Origin of the sequence: Sphingomonas carotinifaciens (assembly GCF_009789535.1) — a bacterium.
GTDB lineage: Bacteria > Pseudomonadota > Alphaproteobacteria > Sphingomonadales > Sphingomonadaceae > Sphingomonas > Sphingomonas carotinifaciens.
In genome coordinates, this window is record NZ_WSUT01000005.1 from 3,081,265 (window position 1) to 3,104,261 (window position 22,997).

Genomic DNA, 22,997 nt, shown 5'->3' on the forward strand with positions numbered 1-22,997 from the left:
TTTCCGTTGGGTCACCGCGTCAGAACAGCTTGCGCAGCGAAATCTGGACCGATCGCCCGATCGGGTCGAGAAAACCCCGCTGAAACCGGTACGGCGTGGCACCGAGGGCGTCGCGGACATCCTGCCGCTGGTTTGCCACATTCTCCACCTGTACGTTGAATGTCAGGCCCTTCGCCCAGGCGCGGTTCGGCGCCAGCACGCCGATCTCCGTCAACAGGCCGATATTGAAGACGAACAGTCCTGAAAACTGCAGGTCCGATCCGGGTATCGCACCGCGCACCTGCGTCGCCGACTGATACCGCCCCCACAGATTGGCACTGAAGCCGCGATAATTGGCCCCCATCCATCCCGATCCCTCGATGCGCGGACGCCCGCCGCTGCCGGTAATCGTCTCCCCGGCAAGCAGGTCGAGTTCGGGCAGGCCGGAGCGCAGGCGCAGGCGATCGGACAGGATCAGCGTCGGCGTCAGATTGCCATAAACGAACAGGCGCGGTTTTGGGGGCGGTGGCGGCGGGGCGCCTGGCGCGGGTTCGGGCGGCGGCGGCGGTGCCGCACCCAGCGGTCCATGAAACTGGATCCTGCCGGCCAAAGCCCTTTGTCGCCCGCGCGCCAGATTGAGCGGACGCAGATCGGCCGCGATCAACTGCCCCGCGGCATTGCGACGGAACCGGTCGGGAAACGCTGCCTGGATCGCCGGGGTCGTGGCCGACAGGGTCATGGCCTGGTCCTCGATCACTGTGTCTGTCAGGTTGACGCCGAAGCGGACCTCGCGGCGCTTCCACGGCTTGATGTCGACGCCCAGCGTGTTGATCCGGCGCTGCTCGGGGGCTAGCGTCGGATTGCCGCCGAACACCGTCGTCACCAGGGCGGTGGTGCCGGTGACGAAATCGAAAAAGGGCGATCCGGGCAGGCTGATCGCCGGCGTCACCAATTGCTCAATGGGCGGCGGCGTGCGCGACTCGCTGACCGAGGCGGTGAACTGCACCGGAGACCAGGGCGACCAGAGCAAGCCATAGCTGGCGTTGAGCAGGCTGCCGTACCCCGACACCTTCGACACGCCGACCGTGCCGTTTGCCGACAATTCGCCGATTGCCGCCAACGCCCCCTCCCGCGCGGATGCGATCGGCAGGTTCGCGCCGATGCTTGCGGTATGGATCGTGCGATCGACCGGGTTGGTGCCGGCGGACAGCAACTGTGTCGTGCCCGATGAATTGGCGTAATCCAGCGACGCGGTCAGCATCGCCTTGCCCGCGGGCAGGCGCAGCAGCGGACCATTGGCCACCGCCTTGCCGGTGATCGTGCGCGTGACCCCGCGGGTGCGATCGATGAGAAGCGGGCCGGACTGCCGCACAATCCCGGCCCCGAACGGGTCGACGCCCGCCGCTATGGCCGCCTCCGCCGTTACGGGATCAAAGCCCCGTGCGCTCAGGTTCGTGTTGCGCAACCGGTCGATGGTCCCGGTCATGTTCCAATTCCAGTCGCCCAGGGTACCCTGCACCGTCGCGCCGCCCGACAGCTTCAGCGACTGCGCACCCCCGGGCAAGGGGCCCGCCTCCTCCAGATAGCGATACAACAGCACGTCGTTGGCGAAGGGCAGCCCCCCTGCCCCGCCGGGCACGCGCCAGGCCGCCGCGGCATAGCCGGGCGTGCCGGATTGCCGCTCGGCCTCCACCGTGAACTGCGCGGACGCCGTGATGCTTTTGCCGATCACGTCGGACCAACTGGTGTTGACCTTTATTCGCTGCACAGCGGGGGCGATCGACCGCAGGCCGAGTGGATCGTCCGATCTCGACGCCGTCGCACCCGGCACATAGCCCGCCAGCGTGCTCCGCATGGCCGCAGCCAAAGGCACCAGCGCGCGCGTCACCGGCCGCCCCGCCAGCCGGTCCAGTTCCGGATCGATCGACCCACCACCGATCCCGGTCACCGTGCCGACCGGATCATAGAGCAGATCGGGGTCGGGTCGGATCGACCGCTCGCGCTGGGTCAATCCGTCGCGGTGCGATGCGTTGACCGCGACGATCCACCTGCGGTCATGCTGCAACACCGTTGATCCGGCATCGCCCTCCACGCCCAATGCCCCGCCATCCGTCGCACCGCGTATCGTCTGTTCGACCGTCACGGCACGGAACTTGGCCTTGGTGACGATGTTCATCACCCGCCGCGTCGGGGGATAACCGAACTGGATGGCCACCGGTTCGGGCAGGATGTCGACCCGCTCGATTGCCTCGGGCGGCAGGTTGCTCATCTCCTCCCAACCCGAGATGCGGCGACTGTTCAGCAACAGGATAGGATCCTCGCCACTATTGCTGGTGGTCAGGCCGCGCACCGCGCGTAGCAGGTCGCTGATCTTCGTCACGCCCAATGCCCGGATCGCGGCTTCGTCGAGCATCCCTACCGGCTTGGCATCGGTGATGACCGCATTGCGCTGCCGCTCACCGGTAATGACGATCTCGTCGGCAGACCGACCAGGCGACGGCGCATCCTGCGCAAACGCCGTCACTGGCGTGCCGAGCGTACTGCCCAGCAGCAGCCAGCGCTGCCACATGCCACGATCCCCCAAGCGGCATCTCCCTGCCATCACTCCCACCGATAAGTGTATCAGGGGGATGTGACACCGGGCAAATGAATAAGCGTTGGGCTGTTCCGCGGCTTGCTCCGTCTGCCACCGGGGTCTAGCCCGGTATGCAAATCGATGCAGGAGCCGCCATGACCGCCACCCTCCCCCGTCGCCAGGTGCTGAAAGCCGGTGCGACCATCGCCGGCCTGTCGCTCGGCCGCATGGCCTGGGCGCAAGGGTCCGACCGGATCGAGGCCCTGATCGCCCGCATGACCCCGGCGGATAAGGCCGGGCAGCTTTCCTGCTTCTCCGACCAGATCCGCCCCATCGGCCTGCCCTTCAACCCCGGCCTTCCCGCCCGCAACGATGCCACGGCACAGCTTGCGCGGATCAGGACGGGGGCGATCGGCATGTTGTTCAACGGCGTGGGCTATGCCGGTGCCAAGGCGGCGCAGGACGCCGCGATGCAGACCCGGCTGAAGATCCCGCTGATCTTCGCCGGCGACGTGATCCACGGCCTGCGCACTGCCTATCCACTGCCCATCGCGGAGGCGTGCGCCTTCGATCCCGATCTGGCGCAGCGCACCGCACGCGCCGCCGCGGTGGAGACGACCGCGCTCGGCATGCACTGGACTTTCGCGCCGATGGTCGATGTCGCGCGCGACCAGCGCTGGGGCCGCGTGGCGGAAGGATCGGGCGAAGACGTCTATCTCGGCACGCAACTGGCGGTGGCCCGCGTCCGCGGCTTCCAGGGCCGCTCGCTGCGCGCACCCGACAGCCTGGCGGCCTGCGCCAAGCATTTCGCCGCCTATGGCGCGGTGTCGGGCGGGATGGATTACAACTACACCGAAATCTCGCCGCAGACGCTGCGCGAGGTGCATCTCGCCCCCTTCAAGGCGTGCGTCGATGCCGGCGTCGCCACCATCATGTCGTCGTTCAACGACGTGAACGGCGTGCCAGCCTCGGGCAATCGCTGGCTGCTGACCGACCTGCTGCGCGGGGAATGGGGTTTTCGCGGCATGGTGGTGGGCGACTACACCGCCGACGAGGAACTGGTCGCGCACGGCTATGCCGCCGATGGCCGCGATGCGGCGAAAAAGGCGTTCCTGGCCGGCATGGACATGTCGATGGCCTCCGACCTGTTCAATCGCTGGCTTCCCGATCTGGTGGAGAAGGGCGAGGTGCCGGTCGCCCGCTTGGACGAGGCGGTACGCCGCGTCCTTCAACTCAAGGACGCGATCGGCCTGCTCGACGATCCCTATCGCTCGATCAGCGCAAAGGCGGAGCGGACACAGGTTTCGACGCCTTCGATGCTGAAACTCTCGCGCGAGGCGGGCGCCCGTTCGATCGTGCTGCTCCGGAACGAGGGCGACCTGCTGCCGCTCAAGGCCGATCCGGGCCGCATCGCGTTGATCGGTCCGTTCGGCGAGGATCGCGACAACGTGGTGGGCACCTGGGCGTTCATGGCGGATGCGAAGCTGAACGTCTCGGTCGCGCAAGGCCTGCGCAACCGCAAGCTGGCGGTGGACGTCGTCAAGGGATCGGAGGTCGAGGCGCCGATCGCCGGCGGCATCGACGCCGCGGTCGCGGCCGCGCGGGGTGCCGATATCGTCCTGCTCGCGCTCGGCGAGACGCAACTGATGTCCGGCGAGGCGCAGTCGCGTACCGAGATCGTCATCCCTGAGGCACAGATGGCGCTGGCCGAGGCGGTGGCCGCGACCGGCAAGCCGATCGTCGTCCTGCTCCGCCACGGCCGCGCCCTGGCGCTGCACGGCGCGGTCAAGGATGCGCCTGCGATCCTCGCCACCTGGTTCCTGGGGTCCGAAAGCGGCAACGCCATCGCCGATGTCCTGTTCGGCGACGTGAACCCGTCCGCCAAGCTGTCCGCCAGCTTCCCGCGCGAAAGCGGACAACAACCCTATTTCTACAACCACAAGAATACCGGCCGCCCCGCCCCGGATACCGGGTCGCAGGAATACAAGGCGCGCTACCGCGAAACGAAGAACGAGGCGCTGTACCCGTTCGGCCACGGCCTCAGCTATACGCGCTTCGCCCTGTCGAACATCGTCGTGCCGCCCCGGATGACCGACCGGATCGAGGTCACCGTCACCGTCACCAACACCGGCACGCGCGCCGGTGCCGAGGTGGTGCAGCTCTACATCCACGACCGCGTCGCCAGCCGCACCCGTCCGGTGCGCGAGTTGAAGGGCTTCGCCCGCGTCGATCTGAAACCCGGCGAGAGCAAGCCGGTGCGCTTCACCCTCACCCGCGACGACCTGCGCTTCTGGGGGGAGGATGGCTGGGTGATCGAACCCGGCGCCTTCGACCTGTGGGTCGCGACCGACGCCACGGGTGGCGAGCGGCACGGCTTCGAACTGGTATAGCGCTACATATCCACGCGCTGGGTGCCGATGCGTGCCGCCTCTTCCGGGTCGTGCGTCACCATCAGGATCGGCACCCGCGTGGTGACGCGCACCGCGATGATCGCGGCCATCACCTCCTCGCGCCGCGCCCGGTCGAGCGAGGACAAGGGCTCGTCGAGCAACAGGACGCGCGGGTCGCTGAGCAGGGCGCGCCCGATCGCCACCCGCCGCGCCTCGCCACCGGACAGGTTGCGCGGCCAGCGATCCAGCAGATGGCCGATGCCCAGCATCGCGATCGTCGATTCCCAGTTCGCCGGCGCCGGTCCCGCGCCGTAGAGCAGGTTCGCGCGCACCCGCATGTGCGGAAACAGGCGCGGGTCCTGAAAGACATAGCCGATCCGCCGGCGCTCCACCGCCACGTCGATGCCCGCCCCAGCGTCGAACAGCGTCTCGCCCCCGACACGGACATGCCCGCGATCGGGGCGGATCAACCCTGCCACCATCTGCAACACGCTGGTCTTGCCGACACCCGACGGGCCGAACAGCACCGTCGCGCCCTCGCCGGTGCGAAACGACGCCGCGATCCGCGCATCGCCGCGCGTCACCGCGACATCGACGTCAAAGGACATGCAAACCCCGCCCCATCCGCCGCGCCAGCATCTCGGACGCCACCAGCGCGATCAGCGACAAGGCGACGGAGACCCCCGCCAGCCGCCACACGATCGTCTCGCCCCCCGGCCGTTGCAGCGCCGAATAGATGGCGAGCGGCAGGGTCGCCGTCTCACCCGGCACGTTGGACACGAAGGTGATCGTCGCCCCGAACTCGCCGATCGACCGCGCGAAACCCAGCACCGCACCCGCGAGCACACCGGGCAGGCACAGCGGCAGCGTGATCGTCCGGAACGTCCGCCAGCGCCCCGCGCCCAGCGTCCGCGCCGCCTGTTCCAGCCGCCGGTCGACGCCCTCCAGCGACAGCCGGATCGCACGCACGGTCAGTGGCAGGGCCATCACCGCCGCCGCGATCGCCGCCCCCGTCCAGCGGAACAACACGCTGACGCCGAACCAGTTTTCCAGCCACATGCCAAGCGGCCCGTTCGGCCCGAACGCCAGCAGCAGCGCCCACCCCGTCACCACCGGCGGCACCACCAGCGGCAGGTGGACGATCCCGTCGAGCAGCACCTTGCCCGGAAACCGCCCGCGCGCCAGCACCCACGCCAGCGCGAACGCCACCGGCAGCATCGCCACCATCGCGCTGCCCCCCACCAGCAGCGACAACCGCACGATCGCCCATTCCTCCGCCGACAGCATCACCCGGCCGCTACTTCGCCGAAAACCCGTAACGCACGAAAATCCCCCGCCCCTCTCTCGACAGCAGGAAGCGCCGAAAGCCCTCCGCCTCGGGATTGGTGGAGGCCTTCAGCCGGGCGAGCGGATAGCGGATCGGCGGATGGCTGGCGGCAGGGAACAGCCCGGCGACGCGCACGCCTGCACTCGCTCGTGCATCGGTGGCATAGACGATGCCGTAGGGCGCCGCCCCTCGCTCCACCAGCGCCAGCGCCGCCCGGACATTCTCCGCCCGCACGACGCGCGGCGCCACCGCATCCCACGCCCCCAGCCGCTGGAGCGCGGCCTTGCCATATTTGCCCGCCGGCACCGAGGCAGGATCGGCCATGGCAAGCGGCCCGCGCGCCAGCGTCGGCCCCAGCGTCCGCACCGTCAGCCGCACCGGGTTCGCCACCGGCGCCACCACCACCAGCCGATTGCCCAGCCATGCGGCGCGCGTCCCCGATGCGAGCAGGCCGCCACGGTCCAGCACGTCCATCCATGCCTCGTCGGCGGACGCGAACAGGTCCGCCCTGCCCCCCGCCTGCACCTGCCGGGCAAGCGCGGAAGACGCGGCAAACGAAATGACCGGCTTCGGATGACCCTTTGCCGCCCAGGCATCCGCCGCCGCCGTCATCGATTCCTGCAGGCTGGCCGCCGCCAGCACCAGCGGCGGGCGTGGCTGCGCCGTCGCAGCCGATGCCAGCCCCAGCACCGCGCACGCCATTGCCCGCCACCATCGCATCGCACGCCCCTTTGCCGTTATATACCGCCGTATAGATTACCAGACGCGGGTCCGGCCCCAAGGTTGCACAGCTTAAGACCCTATCAGCATTTCGTTTCGATCACCGATCCCCCCACCCGTTCGTCTCGAGTAGCCGTCGAGCCTGTCGAGACGGCGTATCGAGAGATCCTCGCCACGGGCGGGCACCTCTCGATACGGGCTCTCGACAAGCTCGATCCCTACTCGAGGCGAACGGATAGGGCGGATCTCAGGCAAGCCAGACAATGCCCGCCCCGAAAAGGAGCGGGACGGCCCGGCTCAGTTATCGTCCCCCATGCGCAGCGCGGCGATGAACGCTTCCTGCGGGATGCTGACCGATCCATATTCCCGCATCTTCAGCTTACCCTTCTTCTGCTTCTCCAGCAGCTTGCGCTTACGGGTCGCGTCACCGCCATAGCATTTCGCGGTCACGTCCTTGCGCATCGCGCTGATCGTCTCGCGTGCGACCACCTTGCCGCCGATCGCCGCTTGGATCGGGATCTTGAACAGGTGGCGTGGGATCAGTTCCTTCAACCGCTCGCACATGCCGCGTCCGCGCGTCTCGGCGGTGCCGCGGTGGACGATCATGGACAGCGCGTCCACCGGCTCCTCGTTGACCAGGATGCTCATCTTGACGAGGTCGCCCTCGCGCACGCCGATCTGGTGATAATCGAAGCTCGCATAGCCCTTGGACAGCGACTTCAACCGATCGTAGAAGTCGAACACCACCTCGTTCAGCGGCAATTCGTAGGTCGCCTGCGCCCGGCCGCCGACATAGGTCAGGTTCTTCTGGATGCCGCGCCGGTCCTGGCACAGCTTCAGGATCGAGCCGAGATATTCGTCGGGAACGTAGATCGTCGCCTCGATCCACGGCTCGCTGATCGTGGCGATCTTGTTGGGATCGGGCATGTCGGCCGGATTGTGCAGCTCGATCGTGCCGCCGCCATGCGTCAGCTCGATCTCGTACACCACGCTGGGCGCGGTGGTGATCAGGTCCAGGTCATATTCGCGCGTCAGCCGCTCCTGGATGATCTCCAGATGCAGCAGCCCCAGGAACCCGCAGCGGAACCCGAAGCCGAGCGCCGCGGACGTCTCCATCTCGAAGCTGAACGACGCATCGTTCAGCCGCAGCTTGGAGATGCTCTCGCGCAGCTTTTCGAAATCGTTGGCATCGACCGGGAACAGGCCGCAGAACACCACCGGCTGGACTTCCTTGAAGCCCTCCAGTGCCGCTGCCGCCGGCCGCTTGGCATCGGTCAGCGTGTCGCCGACGCGGGCCTGCGCCACGTCCTTGATCTGCGCGGTGATGAAGCCGATCTCGCCCGGCCCCAGGTCGGTCAGTTGCTCGATCTTGGGGCGGAAGCAGCCGACCCGATCGACGAGGTGCGTCGTCCCGGCCTGCATGAACTTGATCTGCTGGCCCTTCTTCAGCGTGCCGTCGATCACGCGCACCAGAATGACGACGCCCAGATACGGATCGTACCACGAATCGACCAGCATCGCCTTCAGCGGCGCATCCACGTCGCCCTTGGGCGCAGGGACCTTCTTCACGATCGCTTCCAGGATCTCGGCAATGCCGATCCCCGACTTGGCCGACGCCAGCACCGCCTCCGACGCGTCGAGGCCGATCACGTCCTCAATCTCCTGCTTCACCTTTTCCGGTTCGGCGGCAGGCAGGTCGATCTTGTTGATGACCGGCACGATCTCGTGATTATGCTCGATCGACTGGTACACATTGGCCAGCGTCTGCGCCTCGACGCCCTGTGCGGCGTCCACCACCAGCAGCGCGCCCTCGCACGCGGCCAGGCTGCGGCTCACCTCATAGGCGAAGTCGACATGGCCCGGCGTGTCCATCAGGTTCAGCGTGTAGGTCTCGCCGTCCGACGCGGTATAGGCCAGGCGCACCGTCTGCGCCTTGATGGTGATGCCGCGCTCCTTCTCGATCTCCATATTGTCGAGCACCTGTTCCGACATCTCGCGGTCGGTCAGGCCGCCCGTTTGCTGGATCAGGCGATCGGCCAGCGTCGACTTGCCATGGTCGATATGCGCGATGATCGAGAAGTTGCGGATCTTGTCGAGCGGAGTGGACACGGGGGTCGGGGTCTTCCTGGGTAGAGGTTTCGCCCGCCGTTAGCACCGCTCTCGCCTAAATGCCAAAAGGATGGCCTCGTGCGCCGCGAGTTTGTGCGCGCCCGAGTTTTCGCACGCCCCTCAAAAACCTGCTTGCGCCACGCTGAGCGGCTGGGTATAGGCGCGCCTCCAGCACGGACCGGCCTTCCCGAAAGGCTTCGCAAATCGGTTCGTACTCCGTCGGGGAGTAGCTCAGCCTGGTAGAGCACTGCCTTCGGGAGGCAGGGGCCGGAGGTTCGAATCCTCTCTCCCCGACCATTTAGATCCTGCAAATTCCCGGTTCACCGACACGCGAAAGACCGCGTCGGGCATGGCACGCAGCCGCAGGCCGTTCCATCGACCTGCCTGCCCGCCGAACTCAGACCCGCCGAACTCAGAACAGCGCGCGCAGGCGCTCCATCAGCGACGGGGTCGCGTTGCGGCTCGCTTCATAACGAACCCGCTCTTCGGCGGCGCGGCGGTACAAGGCGGTCAGCCGCTCTTCACGCGGCAAATCGGAAATCCGGATCGGCACGGAATGCGTGGCCATGTCTTCACTCCCTGGTCTATCGGCGAACCGTTCCGAAAGAACGACGATGCGAACCAAAGGTTTCCGCTAAACTTATCAATGCAGATTGGGAGACGTTGAAACGCCGCCCACCCGCTGACATGATGGCGTCACCGAAGTGCGACGCCGCCGTAACAGTGAGCGCGTAGAGGCTCGTTGCGAAAAGCGCAGGGAGCCCATGATGCCGATCGACGCTGCCGCCGACATTCTCGACATCACGCCGCGCCTGACGGCTGCCCGTGCGGGCAGTCGCCGGCATTACCGCACGATCTGGATTTCCGACGTGCATCTGGGCACGCGCGGCTGCAACGCGGACATGCTGATCGACTTTCTCGACCATGTCGACAGCGACACGCTGTATCTCGTCGGCGACATCATCGACGGCTGGCGGTTGAAGCGCCGCTTCTACTGGCCGCCCGCGCATAACGACGTCGTCCGCCGCCTGCTCAAGCGCGCCCGGCGCGGCACCCGCGTCGTCTACATCCCCGGCAATCATGACGAGATGTTTCGCCAGTTTTCCGGCATGGACATCGGTGGCATCGCCATCTGTCGCAAGACGATCCACATCACCGCCGATGGCCGCCGCCTGCTGGTGCTGCACGGCGACGAGTTCGACGCGATCACGCTGGCGCATCGCTGGCTCGCCCATGTCGGCGACCATGCCTATACGCTGCTGATGATCGCCAATCGCTGGGTGAACGGGATCCGGCGGCGGTTGAACATGCCCTATTGGTCGCTGTCCAAGCACGCCAAGGCCAAGGTGAAGAACGCCGTCGCCTTTATCTCGCATTTCGAGGAGGTGGTCGCCCATGCCGCCGGCTCGCGCGGGGTGGACGGCGTGGTCTGCGGCCATATCCACACCGCCGAAATGCGCGAGATCGGCGGCATCGCCTATTATAACGACGGCGACTGGGTGGAGGGCTGCACCGCGCTGGTCGAGCATCATGACGGCCGGATGGAACTGCTTCACTGGGGTGACGAGATCGCCCGCCGCGCCGCGCCTCCCGAGGCGATCAGCGCGGCGAAAGCGGCCTGATTTCATGCGGATCGCGATCGTCACCGACGCCTGGGCGCCGCAGGTCAACGGCGTCGTGCGTACGCTGGGCGCGGTCCGGGCCGAGTTGCAGGCGATGGGCCATCACGTCGCCATCCTCGCGCCCGACGCACACGCCTCCGTCCCCTGCCCCACCTATCCCGAGATACGCCTCGCCGTCCTTCGCCCCGGCGCACTCGGCCGCCGCCTCGCCGCCACCGCCCCGCACGCGATCCACATCGCCACCGAAGGCCCGCTGGGCCTTGCCGCCCGCCGCTGGTGCATCGCCCGCCGCCTGCCCTTCACCACCGCCTATCACACGCAATTCCCCGATTACGTGTCGGCGCGCACCCGCATCCCCGCCGCCTGGATCTGGCGCTATGTCCGCTGGTTCCACGCCCCCGCCGCCGCGGTGCTCGCCTCCACCCCCGGCGTCGAGGCCAGCCTCAACGCCCACGGCCTGCCCCGCGTGCGCCGCTGGGGCCGCGGCGTCGACCTCGACCTCTTCACGCCCGACGGACCGGTCGACGCGGTGATCGCCGCGCTCCCCCGCCCCATCCACCTCTATGTCGGCCGCGTCGCGATCGAGAAGAACCTGCACGCCTTTCTCGCCACCCCCACCACCGGCAGCCAGGTCGTGGTCGGCGACGGCCCCGCCCGCGCCGCCCTCGAACAGCGCTTCCCCCACGCCCATTTCCTCGGCAGCCGCTTCGGTGCCGCCCTTGCCGCCGCCTATCGCAGCGCGGACGTGTTCGTCTTTCCCAGCCGCACCGACACCTTCGGCCTCGTCATGATCGAGGCACTGGCCTGCGGCACCCCCGTCGCCGCCCTGCCCGTCACCGGCCCGCTCGACCTGATCGGCCCGCATTACGGCGCCCTCGACGAAGACCTCTCCGTAGCGATTCTCCGCGCGCTCCCCTGCGATCGACAGGCGTGCGCGGCCTATGGCCGGTCCTTCTCCTGGCGCCGCAGCGCGCAGGAGTTTCTCGACGCGCTCGTCCCGCTCGGAAACGCCTGCCGCGCCGCCTGATTGTCAGTCCGAAGGCTCGTCCAGCCGCGCGCCGTCCACCACCGCCCGTCGCCGCGCCTCCTCCGCCCGTTCGGCGGCGACCTCGCTCCTCGTCCTGCCGAAGCGCGCGCGGTTTTCCGCCGCCGTCACCGCCGCATCATCGCGTGCCCGGCGCTTGCGCGCCTGCCGCAGGTTGACGACCTCGCCCACCGATCAGCGCCGATGGTGGCGCCGCCGCCAGCGGCGGAACAGCCCGCGTTTGGCGAACGGCTCGAACATCTCGTCCGGCCCTTCGGGGTCCAGCACCTCATTGTCCGCCAGCCATTCCTCGACCGCGTTCAGGTCGGGCAGTTCGAACGGGCGCAGCGTCTTGCCTTGCCCGCGCAGCCGCTCGATCGTGTCGATCAACGATCCCGTCTCCGCGATCGTCTCGGTCACCGTCTCGACCGGACAGCCCAGATGCTCGGCGATCAGGCCGTCGCGGATGCGCAGGATGCACGCGGCATGCGCATCGGTCTGCGCCACGATCGCCACGTCGCACTCGGTGTCCAGCCGCATGGACCGGTTGTTCATGTTCGACGACCCCAGCCGCAGCACCCGGTCGTCGGAAATGAGGATCTTGGCATGGCAATAGATCGGCGTGCCGCCCGCGGTGAACGGATGATACATGCGCAGCCGCCGGTGCGGATCGCGCCGGCGCAGCGCCTCCATCAGCCGCCCGCGCGCGGTATCCATCGCGATCGGCTCCAGCCAGCCTTGTGCGGTCAGCGGGTTGATGATGACGATCTCGGGCCCATCGGTCTCCTCCAGCCGCTTGACGATCGCTTCCGCAATGCGGCGCGACGCGAAATACTGGCTTTCGACATAGAGATGCCGCCGCGCATTCGCGATCTGCGTCATGAACAGCGCTTCGCTTTCCAGCACCGCCGGCTCGCCCGGCATCTCGGGCATGGTGCGCGCGATCCCGACCTCGATATCGGAAAAGTCGCTTTCCAGCCCCTCCGGCCAGCAATCGACGCCCGGCACCTCGGCCGCCATCGCCTTACCCCCCGCCGCATGCCAGCGGTCGCGGAACAGCGTGGCGAGCGCGCCGACCACCGGCCCCTGCATCGCGCTGATCGCATCGTGCCACGGCTTGTAGGGAATGCCGAAGGACCGTTTGCGATACGGCTCGTGATCGCGGTGTTCGCGCGTGTCCCAACGGTCGCCCGTCATGTCGATGCCGCCGCAAAAGGCCAGCTGGTCGTCGATGATGACGATCTTCTGGTGATGCGACGCCGCGGTGGGATGATGACCGTCCAGCTTGGTATGGATACGCGGATGCTGCATCCATTTCAGGATGGTAAAGGCGGTCGATCCGCGGAACAGCGACTTCAGCGCACCCACGTCCCAGCGCAGCAGGAAGATTTCCAGCTCCGGCTCGCGCTGGACCAGCGAATAGATGAAGTCGCCCAGCCGCCGCGGCTGCCCCTCGCGGTGGTCCAGCACGATGCGCGCATCGAAATCCCACCCGATCAACAGGATGCGCTTCTTGGCCTTGAGCATCGCGCGCCTGGCCAGCCGGAAATAATCATCGGCATCGATGATGACGGCCATGCGATCGGCCCGCTCGACGCGCCATACTTCCTTGCCGACCCGCATGACGTCTCCCTTGCTGCGCCCACCCCCCATGCACAAACGGCGGGCGCTCGCCAAGCCTCGCCTAACTGCATGGCATGACGGGATGATGGCGCAGGGAGCGGGCTCGGCCGGCTAGTCGGTGATCGCAGCCACGGCTGCGCCGGCAACGGCAAGCAGATCGCCCAGATCGTGATGATTGGGCAGGAAGCTGAACCGCGACGTCATCTGTCCGTTTTCCGGTTCCGCGTCGAAACCCAATGCCCGGCAGGCCGATACCGACGCATAGGTGCCGCAATGCAGGCGACCGCCGGCACGCGGCGACAGTGCCACCAGCACGCGTCGCCCCAGATAGATGCGAAGATCGGGAATGTTGGTGCACCCGATCGACATGCCGGATGGGCAGCGCGCGTGCAGGTCGTCCAGCATCGCCTCCCCGCCCTCGCCCAGCATGGCGCGGAACGCCGCTTCGCCCGGAGTTTCTTCGTGATCATGCGGCATCAGGCTGTTCTCTTCGGATTGGAGGGACGAAGGGTTCGGCAGCGGCGGCATGGCAGCCACCCCGTCCGCGGGCGGTTCACCGACAAGCGCGGCAATGCGCGCGAGCAGCTCGTCGGGGCCGACATCGCAGAGCCCGCCAAGCGTCCCGCTGTTGCACGGCGGCTGCAACGCGGCGATCAGCAAGCGTTCGGGTTCGTGCAGCCAGTTCCGTTTCACCCAGCCGCTGGGCGTGCGCGTATCGCGTCCGCCGTCGATCGGTATCTCGTCGGCACGCGACGGGGGGAAGCGATGATAGACAAAGCTTAACCGGTTCAGCATGCCGTCTTCGTTGCCGGGGCCGAATACGTCCCAATGGCGAACGGCGAAGCGCGCCTTTTCGAACGTGCAACTGCCACCATGACGGCCGATCAGCGGTTCGTCATACGGGCATGCGGCAATGGCTTCGATTGCCGGGCCGTCCAACTCGTCCGTGATGCGTTGCAACTGCTTCGCCGAGAACGATACTTCCGGCGCCCTGAGCGTTTGATACGCGATATGCTTGTGCCACCGGTCAAGCACCGATCCGCCGAATGGCCGCTGGGCATAGCCGGCATAGATACCGATATAGGCCAGCCGATCGTCCAGAAACATGCCGTAGATGCCCGGCCCGGCAAGATGGGCCGGCTCGCCGCGATATTCCGGGCGACGCCGGGCACGCTGGTTCATCCATTCCGGCTTCCCTTCCACCGCTGGCACGGTTTGCAGCGTGAACAGTTCCGCCGCGCAGTATTTCGTCATGATCGCGCTCCCTGAAGTTCGGCGTCGATCTGGCGCCAAACCACCAGCATGACGATCCGGGAATTTTCCGGCCCTCGGCCTCAACCAGATCTTCATTTCTACGCTGGCTGACAGGGATGCGTTCCCCAACCGTTCTCACGAAAAACTGGCTTTCACCGTCGCGGCCGCGTAAATCCGGTGGCGCAAAGTCGGTCGCCCGGAAGAGCCAAGTCATTGAGCAGCGCGCAGGATACCCCCGCGGCCAACCGCAAGATCATCCATGTCGACATGGACGCCTTCTATGCCTCGGTCGAACAGCGTGACGATCCCGCCCTGCGCGGCCGCCCCGTTGCGGTCGGCGGATCGCGTGCGCGCGGCGTGGTGGCGGCGGCGTCGTACGAGGCACGGCGTTTCGGCGTGCGCTCGGCCATGCCCTCGTCCACCGCGGTGCGGCGTTGTCCCGACCTCGTGTTCGTCAAGCCGCGGTTCGAGGTGTACCGGGCCGTCTCGCACCAGATCCGCGAGATCTTCGCGCGGTATACGCCGCTCATCGAACCGCTGTCGCTGGACGAGGCCTATCTGGACGTGACCGAGGACCGGATGGGCCTCGGCTCGGCACAGGCCATCGCCCAGGCGATCCGCGCCGCCATCCACGCCGAAACGCATCTCACCGCCTCCGCCGGGGTCAGCTACAACAAGTTCATCGCCAAGCTGGCCTCGGACCAGAACAAGCCCGACGGCATGTGCGTCATTCCCCCGGCCAGGGGTCCCGCCTTCGTCGCCAGCCTGCCGGTCTCGCGCTTCCACGGCGTCGGCCCGGTCACCGCGCGCAAGATGGAGGCGCTGGGCATCCTGACCGGCGCCGATCTGCGCGACCGGCCGCTGCCCTTCCTGCAGGCGCATTTCGGCAGCTATGCCGACTATCTCTATCGCGCCGCGCGCGGCGTGGACGAACGCCCGGTGCGGGTCGAACGGACGCCAAAGTCGGTCGGGGCGGAGCGCACGTTCGAGACCGATCTGTCCGCCCGCACCGACCTGCACGACGCGCTGGAACGGGTGGCCGATGCCGCCTGGGTGCGGATCGAGCGCGCCGCGATCGCCGGGCGCACCGTGACGCTGAAGCTGCGCCATGCCGATTTCCGCACCATCACCCGCGCCCGCTCCTTTCCCCATCCGGTCGGCGACCGGCCCACGATCCTCGCCGCTGGCCGGCTGCTGCTCGATGCGCAACTGCCGGTCGTCGGCGGCGTAAGGCTGCTCGGCCTCACCCTGTCCGGGCTCACCGCCGCCGACGCGGTCGATACCGAAATCCAGCCCCGGCTACCCCTATAGGCGTAGCCCGGCTGGACGAGCGGCCGGCTTTGCGCCTACCATTCGTTTACCACGATTGGGGCGGGGCATGGGGATGTGGTTCATCGGCGCGGTGGCGCTCGGCCTTGCCGGCTATGCGCTCTACCTGGCGGGGCTGCGCCGACACCTGGTCGAACCCAACCGGGCATCCTGGCTGATCTGGTCGTCGGCGACGGGGATCGAGGCGGCAACCTATGCCGCGGTCAATCCCGGCACGCCGCAGGCGACGATCTTTGCCCTCTCGGCGCTGGCCTGCATCCTCGTCACCCTGGTCATGTGGCGCCGCTCGCGCTGGCGCGCGCCCGATGCGGGGGAAAGCCTGTGCATGGGCGCGGCCCTCGCCGCGTTGCTGCTGTGGGTCGCCTTTCGCGAAGCCTTCTGGGCGCACCTGCTGGTGGTCGCGGCGGTGCCGGTCAGCTTCTGGCCGACCTGGCGCAGCGTGTGGGAGGATGCCGAGCGCGAACGCTCCCCCGCCTGGGGATTGTGGACGATGGGCGATCTGGCGACGCTGATCGTCGCGATGCGCAATCCCGGCGGGGGCGCGGGCGAATATGTCTATGTCTTCGTCGAACTGCTCTGCCATGCCAGCATCTGGTTGATGATCGGCCTGCCCTCGATCAATCCGCTGCGCTCGCTCGGCCGCGCGGTCGGTCCGCTCCAGATTCGCGATGCCCATATCCCGCGCGGCAATCCCTTCGCCATCCGCGAAAACCATCTCGGCAAGGCGGTCTATGCCACGAGAGGTTTTGCGCAGGGTAGCAGGATCATCCGCTTCTCGGGCCCCAGCGTGCCGGCCGCGCGCGTGCCGGCGGCGCTGGCCGGTCCTGCCGACCGCTTCGTGCAGATCGCCGCCGACACCTATCTGGGGCCCTCCGGCCGGATCGACGACCTCATCAATCACAGCTGCGCGCCCAACGCCGGCCTGCGCTTCTCGGCGCACGGCGTGTTCCTGATCGCCATACGCGCCATCGCCCCCGGCGAGGAGATCGCCTGGGATTATTCCACGACGCTGGCCGATCCCGACTGGCGCATGCCCTGCGCCTGCGGTGCGCCCGCCTGCCGCGGCGTCGTCGCGCATTTCGGCACGCTGCCCGCCGACCGCCGCGCCTGGTATCTGGAACGCGGCCTCGTCGCCCCCCACCTGATCCCGCGCGAAGCCCGCGCCGCATAGCTCAGGCGGCGGTCGCCAGCGCGTCGGCGGGTACGCTCGCCAGCGTCAGCACCGCCTCCGCACCCAGCCCGCGCCCGCGGCTGTGCAGGTGGAGCGCCCCGCCCATCGCGACCATCGAATTGGCGCACCAGTGCAGGCCCAGCCCGCCCGACTTGTGCGCCCGCGTCGAAAAACCGCGTTGGAACAGCGTCGCGGCCGTATCCGCGTCGAACCCCTCGCCATCGTCGTTGATGCGGATCGTGGTGCGCTCGCCGGTCTGCTCGATCGCGACGATGATCGACCCGTGATCGCGCCCGGTCGCCGCGATCGCCTCCGCGGCATTGCCGAACAGGTTGCCGATCACCTGGCTCAGGATCACCCGGCTGGCCAGTACCGGGGCGGGCGTCGCCGGAAAGGTGAAGGCGATCGACACGCCTTCCGAATAGCGCGCGATGGTCGCGTTGCGCGCGATGATCTCGGTCACGTCGCACGCATCCAGCGGCGGGCGCTCATGGGCCTGCGCCTGTTGCTGGCCGATAATGTCCAGCACATGCGCCATCGCCTCGCGCCCCACCACCAGCTCGCTGCGCATCGCGTCGCGCGCCTGCACCTGCGCCTCCAGCCCCGCCGCCACGAACGCCGCCAGCTTCTCGCGACGCTCCGGCGACACGTCCCCCCGCGCCAGCTCCGCCACCGCCCGGTCCAGCATCCCCCGCTCCACCGGCGGCGCCTGCGCGATCCCCTGGCTCAATATCGTGCTGATCGGGTTCAGTGCATTGCGCACATTGTGCATGACCGCCACCGCGCTTTCCGAGCGGCCGAGCGCGAAGCTCTGGATCTCGATCTGCTCGCGCAGGTCCTTCAACTGGCGCAGCATCGCGTTGAAACTGCGGCCGAGCGAGGCGATCTCGTCGCTCCGCGCGCCCTCTTCGTCCAGCAGCGTCAGCGATCCCGACACGCGCACGCGCTGCATATGCGCCTCCACCCGCCGCAGCGGCGCCAGCACCAGCCGCGCGATCGCCCGGCGCAGCACCATCAGCACGATCAGCAGCAACATGGTCGAGCCCGCCACCGCCAGCAGCACCATTCGCCGCCCCAGATTGGACACCGCACGCGGCACGCTGAACCGCGCCGCGGCCACCGCATGCCCGTCCGCCCCCCGGATCGGCACGGCAATGTCCACCGCGCGCGCGCGTCGCCCGACCACCGCGCTGTCGCCCCGCGCGGCCGGATCGATCCGTGCGTCCAGTTGCAGCAGTTCGGACAGGCGCTGCGAGCTGATCACCCGCGCCATCAGCACATGGCCGCGCGGGGCTCCCGTCCCGTCCGACCGCCGGATCTGCGCCACGCCGACGGCGGCCACCACATCGCCCAGCCGCGCATAGAAGCGGCCCGAACTACGCCCCGCCAGCACCCGCGCGAACGGCACGCGCCCGATCATCGCGATCAGCTGCCCGCGCATCTCCGGCCGCTCGGCCCCGCTCGCCTGGTCGCGCCAGCGCGCCACTACGACCCGGCCGTCCGGCGCGACATAGGCCATGCCCTCCACCCCCAGATTGGCCATGGCGAGCGTGGAGAAACTGTCGCGCTCGAACGCCGCGCTCGGCCTTGCCATATAGTCGTAGCTGGCGGTCCAGTCGCCATAATCGCGCACCGCGCTTTCGACCTTGGACGCATATTCGGCCAGCGCCGCCTGCATCCGCTCGACATGGCCGTGGACCGCCCGGTTCTCCAACTGGTTGAAGCTGGGGGTGATGACGCCGATCAGCAGCAGCGTGATCGCGATCGCACCGCCCACCCCCACCAGCGTCAACAGCCGGACCAGCTTGCCCCCCAGCGAGCCCCCGCCCCGCGTCATGGGCCGCGCGAGCGGCCGCTGCATCAGCGCGTCGCCCCGGACGCCATCAGCGGCGGCGTCGCCATCGACCGTTGCTCGGCCAGCGCGCGTGCCCGCTCCGGCGGCACCGCCTGCGAGAAATAATAGCCCTGCATGTGGCTCGCCCCCGCCACGCGCAGCGCCTGTACCTGCGCCTCGGTTTCCACGCCCTCGGCCACCACGCCCAGCCCCAGTGCGCGGCCCAGATGGATGATCGAATGGACGATCGCCGCCGATTCGCGCTCACGCCCCATCCCGTCGATGAAGCTGCGATCGATCTTCAGGCAGTCCAGCGCGAACTTGCGGATATTGTAGAGGCTGGAATAGCCGGTACCGAAATCGTCCAGCGCGATGCGAAAGCCCATCTGGCGCAGCTTGTAGAGCGTCTCCGCGGCGCGCTCGGCATCGTCAAAGATCGCGGTCTCGGTGATCTCGATCTGCACCCGGCCCGGCGATACGCCCGCACGCTGCACGCTTTCCATGACATGGCCGACGAAATTGTGCCGCCGGAACTGGCGCGGGCTGAAATTCACTGACACATATTGCCCGGGCCAATGCTGCAATTCCTTGAGCGCCGCGCCCAGGATCCAGTCGCCCAGTTCGTGGATCAGGTTCGATTCCTCGGCGATCGGGATAAAGGTGTCGGGGCTGATCAGCCCGAACTCGTTGGTGTTCCAGCGGACCAGCGCCTCGAACCCGTCGATCTCCAGCCCGTCGCGCGACACGATCGGCTGATAGGCCAGGCTCAACTCCTCGCGCTGTACCGCCTGGGACAACCGATCCTCGACATCGCGGCGGAAACGGATGCTGTCGTCCATGCTGTCGTCGAACAGGCGCACGACGCCGCGCCCCGATCGCTTGGCATCGTTCAGCGCCAGATCGGCGCGGCGCACGATATCCAGCGGGTCGCGGTCGTCGCGTCCGTCCACCGCGACCAGCCCGCACGAGGCGCCGCCGCGCACCGAATTGCCCAGCACGCTGAAGGTGACCGAGCAGGCCGCGATCATCCGCTCGCACGCCATCACCGCGGCCTCCTGCCCGGCCGTGTCGAACAGCACGCCGAACTCGTCCCCGCCCAGCCGCGCCACCACCGCACCCTCGGGCGACGACTGCTGCAACTTGGCACACATCTCGCGGATCAGCGCATCGCCCGCCAGATGCCCCAGCGTGTCGTTCACCAGCTTGAACCGGTCCAGGTCCAGCATCGCGGTGCCGAACAGTCCGGGCTTGCGCGCCCGCTCGCCCAGCGCGCGCAGGAAGGCGAGCCGGTTGGGCGCCTCGGTCAGCGAATCATGCGTCGCCAGATGCAGCGCGCGGCTCTCGTTCGCCGCCAGCTCCAGCCCCTGTTCCTCAAGCTGCTTCACCTGCGCGGCCAGCGTCTCGCGCGCGGCGCGCAGTTCCCGGTCCGCCTGCCAGCGATGGGTCAGCGCGGTGGCCGTCTGCACGATTTCGGCCACTTCGAACGGCTTGGCGATGTAGAAGATCTTGTCGGTCGGCCCGGCGACCTTGGCGATCTCCAGCGGCGAGAAATCGGAATAGCCGGTGACGATCACCAGGTTGATGTCCGGGTCCAGCGCGCGGATGCGGCGTGCGGTTTCGCGCCCGTCGATCCCCGGCGGCATGCGGATGTCGATAAAGGCGACCGGATACGGCGCCCCCTCGGCCAGCGCACGCTCCACCTCGGCCACCGCATCCAGCCCCTGATCGCACCGGGTCAGCGTGAAGGCGGGCGCGTCGCTTTCCGCGTCGCCGGCCGCGTCATCGCCGAACAACGCGGCGGCCATCGCATCCAGCGCGCCCGCATTCTCCGCGCGCACCGGCGCGAAGCTGCGGGCATAGCTGGCATGCATCGCCGGCTCGTCGTCCACGATCAGAATGCGCATGCCCGTCCGTTCCTCATCTATCGCCCGCGGGGCGCTTTCCCGATGAGGTAGGCAAGGATGCTTAAGGCGCCGTAAACGATCGTCCGGACGGGCGTGGAGCATGATGATTTCAGATTGAACCATTTCCCGTTCGTCTCGAGTAGCCGTCGAGTAGCAGCAAGGCTGCGTATCGAGACGGCGTATCGAGAGACAGGTTAGCTCGCCGGCGGTGCCTCGATACAAGCTCTCGATACGCTCCTGCGGAGCTACTCGATCTCTACTCGGCACGAACGGATTAAGGTGAAGTCATCGCGGCCTAGCTGATAACGGTCATTCCACCGTCACCGACTTGGCCAGGTTGCGCGGCTGGTCGACATCGGTGCCCTTGGCGACCGCGACATGATAGGCCAGCAGCTGCACCGGCACCGCATAGACGATCGGCGCGATTAGCGGATGGACCTTGGGCATGGTGATCGTCGCGACGCAGCCGTCGCCCGCCGCCTCGATCCCGTCATAGTCGGAGATCAGGACGACGCGGCCGCCGCGCGCCTGCACCTCCTGCATGTTGCTCACCGTCTTTTCGAACAACGGGCCGGACGGTGCGATGACGATCACCGGCACATTTTCGTCGATCAGCGCGATCGGCCCATGCTTCATCTCGCCCGCGGCATAGCCCTCGGCATGGATATAGCTGATTTCCTTCAGCTTCAGCGCACCTTCCAGCGCCAGCGGATAATCGGTGCCGCGCCCCAGATACAGCACGTCGCGGGCCGCGGCGACCACGCCCGCCATGCCCTCGATCGCCTCGTCATAGGCCAGCGCGCCGTTGATCGCGGCGGGCGCCTCGGCCAGATGGCGGACGATATGCTTCTCTTCCTCGGCCGTCAGCCGCCCCTTCGCCTTGGCGAGATTGGCGGCCAGCGCGGCCAGCACCGCCAACTGGCAGGTGAACGCCTTGGTCGATGCCACGCCGATTTCCGGCCCGGCATGGGTGGGCAGCAACAGGTCCGCCTCGCGCGCCATCGAACTGGTCGGCACGTTCACCACCGCGGCGATCGTCTGCCCCTCGCTCTTGGCGTGGCGCAGCGCCGCCAGCGTATCGGCCGTCTCGCCCGACTGGCTGATGACGATCATCAGCCCGCCCGGCTCCATCACCGGCGCGCGGTACCGAAACTCGGACGCGACATCCAGGTCGACGGGGACGCGCGCGAACTGCTCGAACCAGTATTTGGCGACCATGCCGGCATAGAAGCTGGTGCCGCACGCGACGATCGTCACGCGCTTGATCTGCGACAGGTCGAAATCCGGGATGGGCAGCGTGATCCGCTCCTCCATCCGCTGCAGGTACGAACGCAGCGTCTGCGCGACGACGATCGGCTGCTCGTAGATTTCCTTCTGCATGAAGTGGCGGTGATTGCCCTTGTCGATCAAGGCGCCGGTCACGCCGGAGATCGTCACCGGCCGCTCGACCGGATTGTTCTCGCGGTCATAGACCTGCGCACCGCCCGCGGTGCACACCACCCAGTCGCCCTCGTCCAGATAGGCGATACGCTGGGTCAGCGGCGCCAGCGCCAGCGCGTCGGAACCCAGATAGGTCTCGCCCTCGCCGTACCCGACGACCAGCGGCGAGCCGAGCCGCGCGCCGATCAGCATGTCGGGCGCATCCCTGAACAGGATGGCGAGCGCGAACGCACCGTGCAGGCGGGGCAGCACCTCGCGCACCGCGGCGACCGGCTCCAGCCCCTGCTCCACCTTCTCGCTGACCAGATGGGCGACCACCTCGGTATCGGTCTCGCTGGTGAAGGTACGGCCGCGCGCCGTCAGTTCCTCGCGCAGCGCCTTGAAATTCTCGATGATGCCGTTGTGCACCACCGCGACATGCTCGGTGGCATGCGGGTGCGCGTTGTTGGTCGTCGGGCCGCCATGCGTCGCCCAGCGGGTATGCGCGATGCCGGTCGTGCCGGGCAGCGGATGCTCGGCCAGTTCGCGCGCCAGATTGACCAGCTTGCCCGACGCCCGCCGCCTGGCGATCGCATCGCCATCGATGGTCGCGATGCCCGCCGAGTCGTAGCCGCGATATTCCAGCCGCTTCAACCCGTCGAGCAGCCGGTCGGCCACGCCCTCGGTGCCCAGGATCCCCACGATTCCGCACATGGC

General features: G+C 67.9%; 17 protein-coding genes and 1 tRNA gene. 6 read left to right on the forward strand and 12 right to left on the reverse strand.

Annotation, left to right across the window (positions count from 1 at the left end; all coding sequences use genetic code 11):
* Nucleotides 1-19 precede the first annotated feature (19 nt).
* The gene (locus tag GQR91_RS16355) at nucleotides 20-2,563 is read right to left on the reverse strand and encodes a TonB-dependent receptor (RefSeq protein ID WP_149680801.1); all 2,544 of its coding nucleotides are present in this window, start codon (nucleotides 2,561-2,563) and stop codon (nucleotides 20-22) included.
* A 146-nt stretch (nucleotides 2,564-2,709) separates the two neighbouring features.
* On the opposite strand from GQR91_RS16355, the gene GQR91_RS16360 reads away from it, so the two are divergent.
* Nucleotides 2,710-4,944, forward strand: a complete 2,235-nt coding sequence (locus tag GQR91_RS16360) for a glycoside hydrolase family 3 N-terminal domain-containing protein (protein ID WP_149680802.1) — start codon at nucleotides 2,710-2,712, stop codon at nucleotides 4,942-4,944.
* Between the two features lie 2 nt (nucleotides 4,945-4,946).
* On the opposite strand, the gene GQR91_RS16365 is transcribed toward GQR91_RS16360, so the two are convergent.
* The 4 genes from GQR91_RS16365 to lepA form a co-directional block, all read right to left on the reverse strand.
* The gene (locus tag GQR91_RS16365; protein ID WP_149680803.1) at nucleotides 4,947-5,552 is read right to left on the reverse strand and encodes an ATP-binding cassette domain-containing protein; all 606 of its coding nucleotides are present in this window, start codon (nucleotides 5,550-5,552) and stop codon (nucleotides 4,947-4,949) included.
* On the reverse strand, nucleotides 5,542-6,231 hold the full coding sequence (gene modB / locus GQR91_RS16370; protein WP_149681436.1) for a molybdate ABC transporter permease subunit: 690 nt from the start codon (nucleotides 6,229-6,231) through the stop codon (nucleotides 5,542-5,544). Before modB ends, GQR91_RS16365 begins: the two co-directional genes overlap by 11 nt.
* 10 nt (nucleotides 6,232-6,241) lie before the next feature.
* Nucleotides 6,242-6,991, reverse strand: a complete 750-nt coding sequence (modA, locus tag GQR91_RS16375; protein ID WP_149680804.1) for a molybdate ABC transporter substrate-binding protein — start codon at nucleotides 6,989-6,991, stop codon at nucleotides 6,242-6,244.
* 297 nt (nucleotides 6,992-7,288) lie between these two features.
* Nucleotides 7,289-9,100 carry a translation elongation factor 4 gene (lepA, locus tag GQR91_RS16380; protein ID WP_112380998.1) on the reverse strand — a complete coding sequence of 604 codons (1,812 nt, stop codon included), beginning with the start codon at nucleotides 9,098-9,100 and terminating at the stop codon, nucleotides 7,289-7,291.
* A 220-nt stretch (nucleotides 9,101-9,320) separates the two neighbouring features.
* Here lepA and GQR91_RS16385 point away from each other — a divergent pair.
* Nucleotides 9,321-9,397 (forward strand) — tRNA-Pro (locus tag GQR91_RS16385).
* Between the two features lie 115 nt (nucleotides 9,398-9,512).
* Here the strand turns inward: GQR91_RS16385 and GQR91_RS16390 are convergent.
* A complete protein-coding gene (locus tag GQR91_RS16390; RefSeq protein ID WP_160146714.1) occupies nucleotides 9,513-9,668 on the reverse strand; it encodes a hypothetical protein in 156 nt (51 codons plus the stop codon).
* Between the two features lie 196 nt (nucleotides 9,669-9,864).
* Here GQR91_RS16390 and GQR91_RS16395 point away from each other — a divergent pair, with 196 nt between their 5' ends.
* Nucleotides 9,865-10,722, forward strand: coding sequence for a UDP-2,3-diacylglucosamine diphosphatase (locus tag GQR91_RS16395; protein WP_149680805.1), 858 nt, complete (start codon nucleotides 9,865-9,867; stop codon nucleotides 10,720-10,722).
* 4 nt (nucleotides 10,723-10,726) lie between these two features.
* Nucleotides 10,727-11,749, forward strand: coding sequence for a glycosyltransferase family 4 protein (locus GQR91_RS16400; RefSeq protein WP_149680806.1), 1,023 nt, complete (start codon nucleotides 10,727-10,729; stop codon nucleotides 11,747-11,749).
* 3 nt (nucleotides 11,750-11,752) lie between these two features.
* On the opposite strand, the gene GQR91_RS16405 is transcribed toward GQR91_RS16400, so the two are convergent.
* The 3 genes from GQR91_RS16405 to GQR91_RS16415 form a co-directional block, all read right to left on the reverse strand.
* Nucleotides 11,753-11,938, reverse strand: coding sequence for a DUF4169 family protein (locus GQR91_RS16405; RefSeq protein ID WP_149680807.1), 186 nt, complete (start codon nucleotides 11,936-11,938; stop codon nucleotides 11,753-11,755).
* Between the two features lie 3 nt (nucleotides 11,939-11,941).
* Entirely contained in the window at nucleotides 11,942-13,369 is a 1,428-nt protein-coding gene (locus GQR91_RS16410; RefSeq protein WP_149680808.1) for a phospholipase D-like domain-containing protein, read from the reverse strand.
* A 111-nt stretch (nucleotides 13,370-13,480) separates the two neighbouring features.
* Entirely contained in the window at nucleotides 13,481-14,623 is a 1,143-nt protein-coding gene (locus tag GQR91_RS16415) for a hypothetical protein (RefSeq protein WP_149680809.1), read from the reverse strand.
* Nucleotides 14,624-14,836: 213 nt separating this feature from the next.
* Here GQR91_RS16415 and dinB point away from each other — a divergent pair, with 213 nt between their 5' ends.
* Both dinB and GQR91_RS16425 read left to right on the forward strand, forming a co-directional pair.
* Nucleotides 14,837-15,934 (forward strand): DNA polymerase IV, encoded by a 1,098-nt coding sequence (gene dinB / locus GQR91_RS16420; RefSeq protein ID WP_149680810.1) that lies wholly within the window; start codon nucleotides 14,837-14,839, stop codon nucleotides 15,932-15,934.
* Between the two features lie 67 nt (nucleotides 15,935-16,001).
* Nucleotides 16,002-17,123, forward strand: coding sequence for an SET domain-containing protein (locus GQR91_RS16425; protein ID WP_149680811.1), 1,122 nt, complete (start codon nucleotides 16,002-16,004; stop codon nucleotides 17,121-17,123).
* 1 nt (nucleotide 17,124) lies between these two features.
* On the opposite strand, the gene GQR91_RS16430 is transcribed toward GQR91_RS16425, so the two are convergent.
* The 3 genes from GQR91_RS16430 to glmS all read right to left on the reverse strand — a co-directional run bounded on the left by GQR91_RS16430 (nucleotide 17,125) and on the right by glmS (nucleotide 22,994).
* The gene (locus tag GQR91_RS16430; RefSeq protein ID WP_149680812.1) at nucleotides 17,125-18,984 is read right to left on the reverse strand and encodes a CHASE4 domain-containing protein; all 1,860 of its coding nucleotides are present in this window, start codon (nucleotides 18,982-18,984) and stop codon (nucleotides 17,125-17,127) included.
* Nucleotides 18,984-20,861, reverse strand: a complete 1,878-nt coding sequence (locus tag GQR91_RS16435; protein WP_149680813.1) for a putative bifunctional diguanylate cyclase/phosphodiesterase — start codon at nucleotides 20,859-20,861, stop codon at nucleotides 18,984-18,986. Before GQR91_RS16435 ends, GQR91_RS16430 begins: the two co-directional genes overlap by 1 nt.
* 309 nt (nucleotides 20,862-21,170) lie before the next feature.
* Nucleotides 21,171-22,994, reverse strand: coding sequence for a glutamine--fructose-6-phosphate transaminase (isomerizing) (gene glmS, locus GQR91_RS16440; protein WP_112381008.1), 1,824 nt, complete (start codon nucleotides 22,992-22,994; stop codon nucleotides 21,171-21,173).
* Nucleotides 22,995-22,997 lie beyond the last annotated feature (3 nt).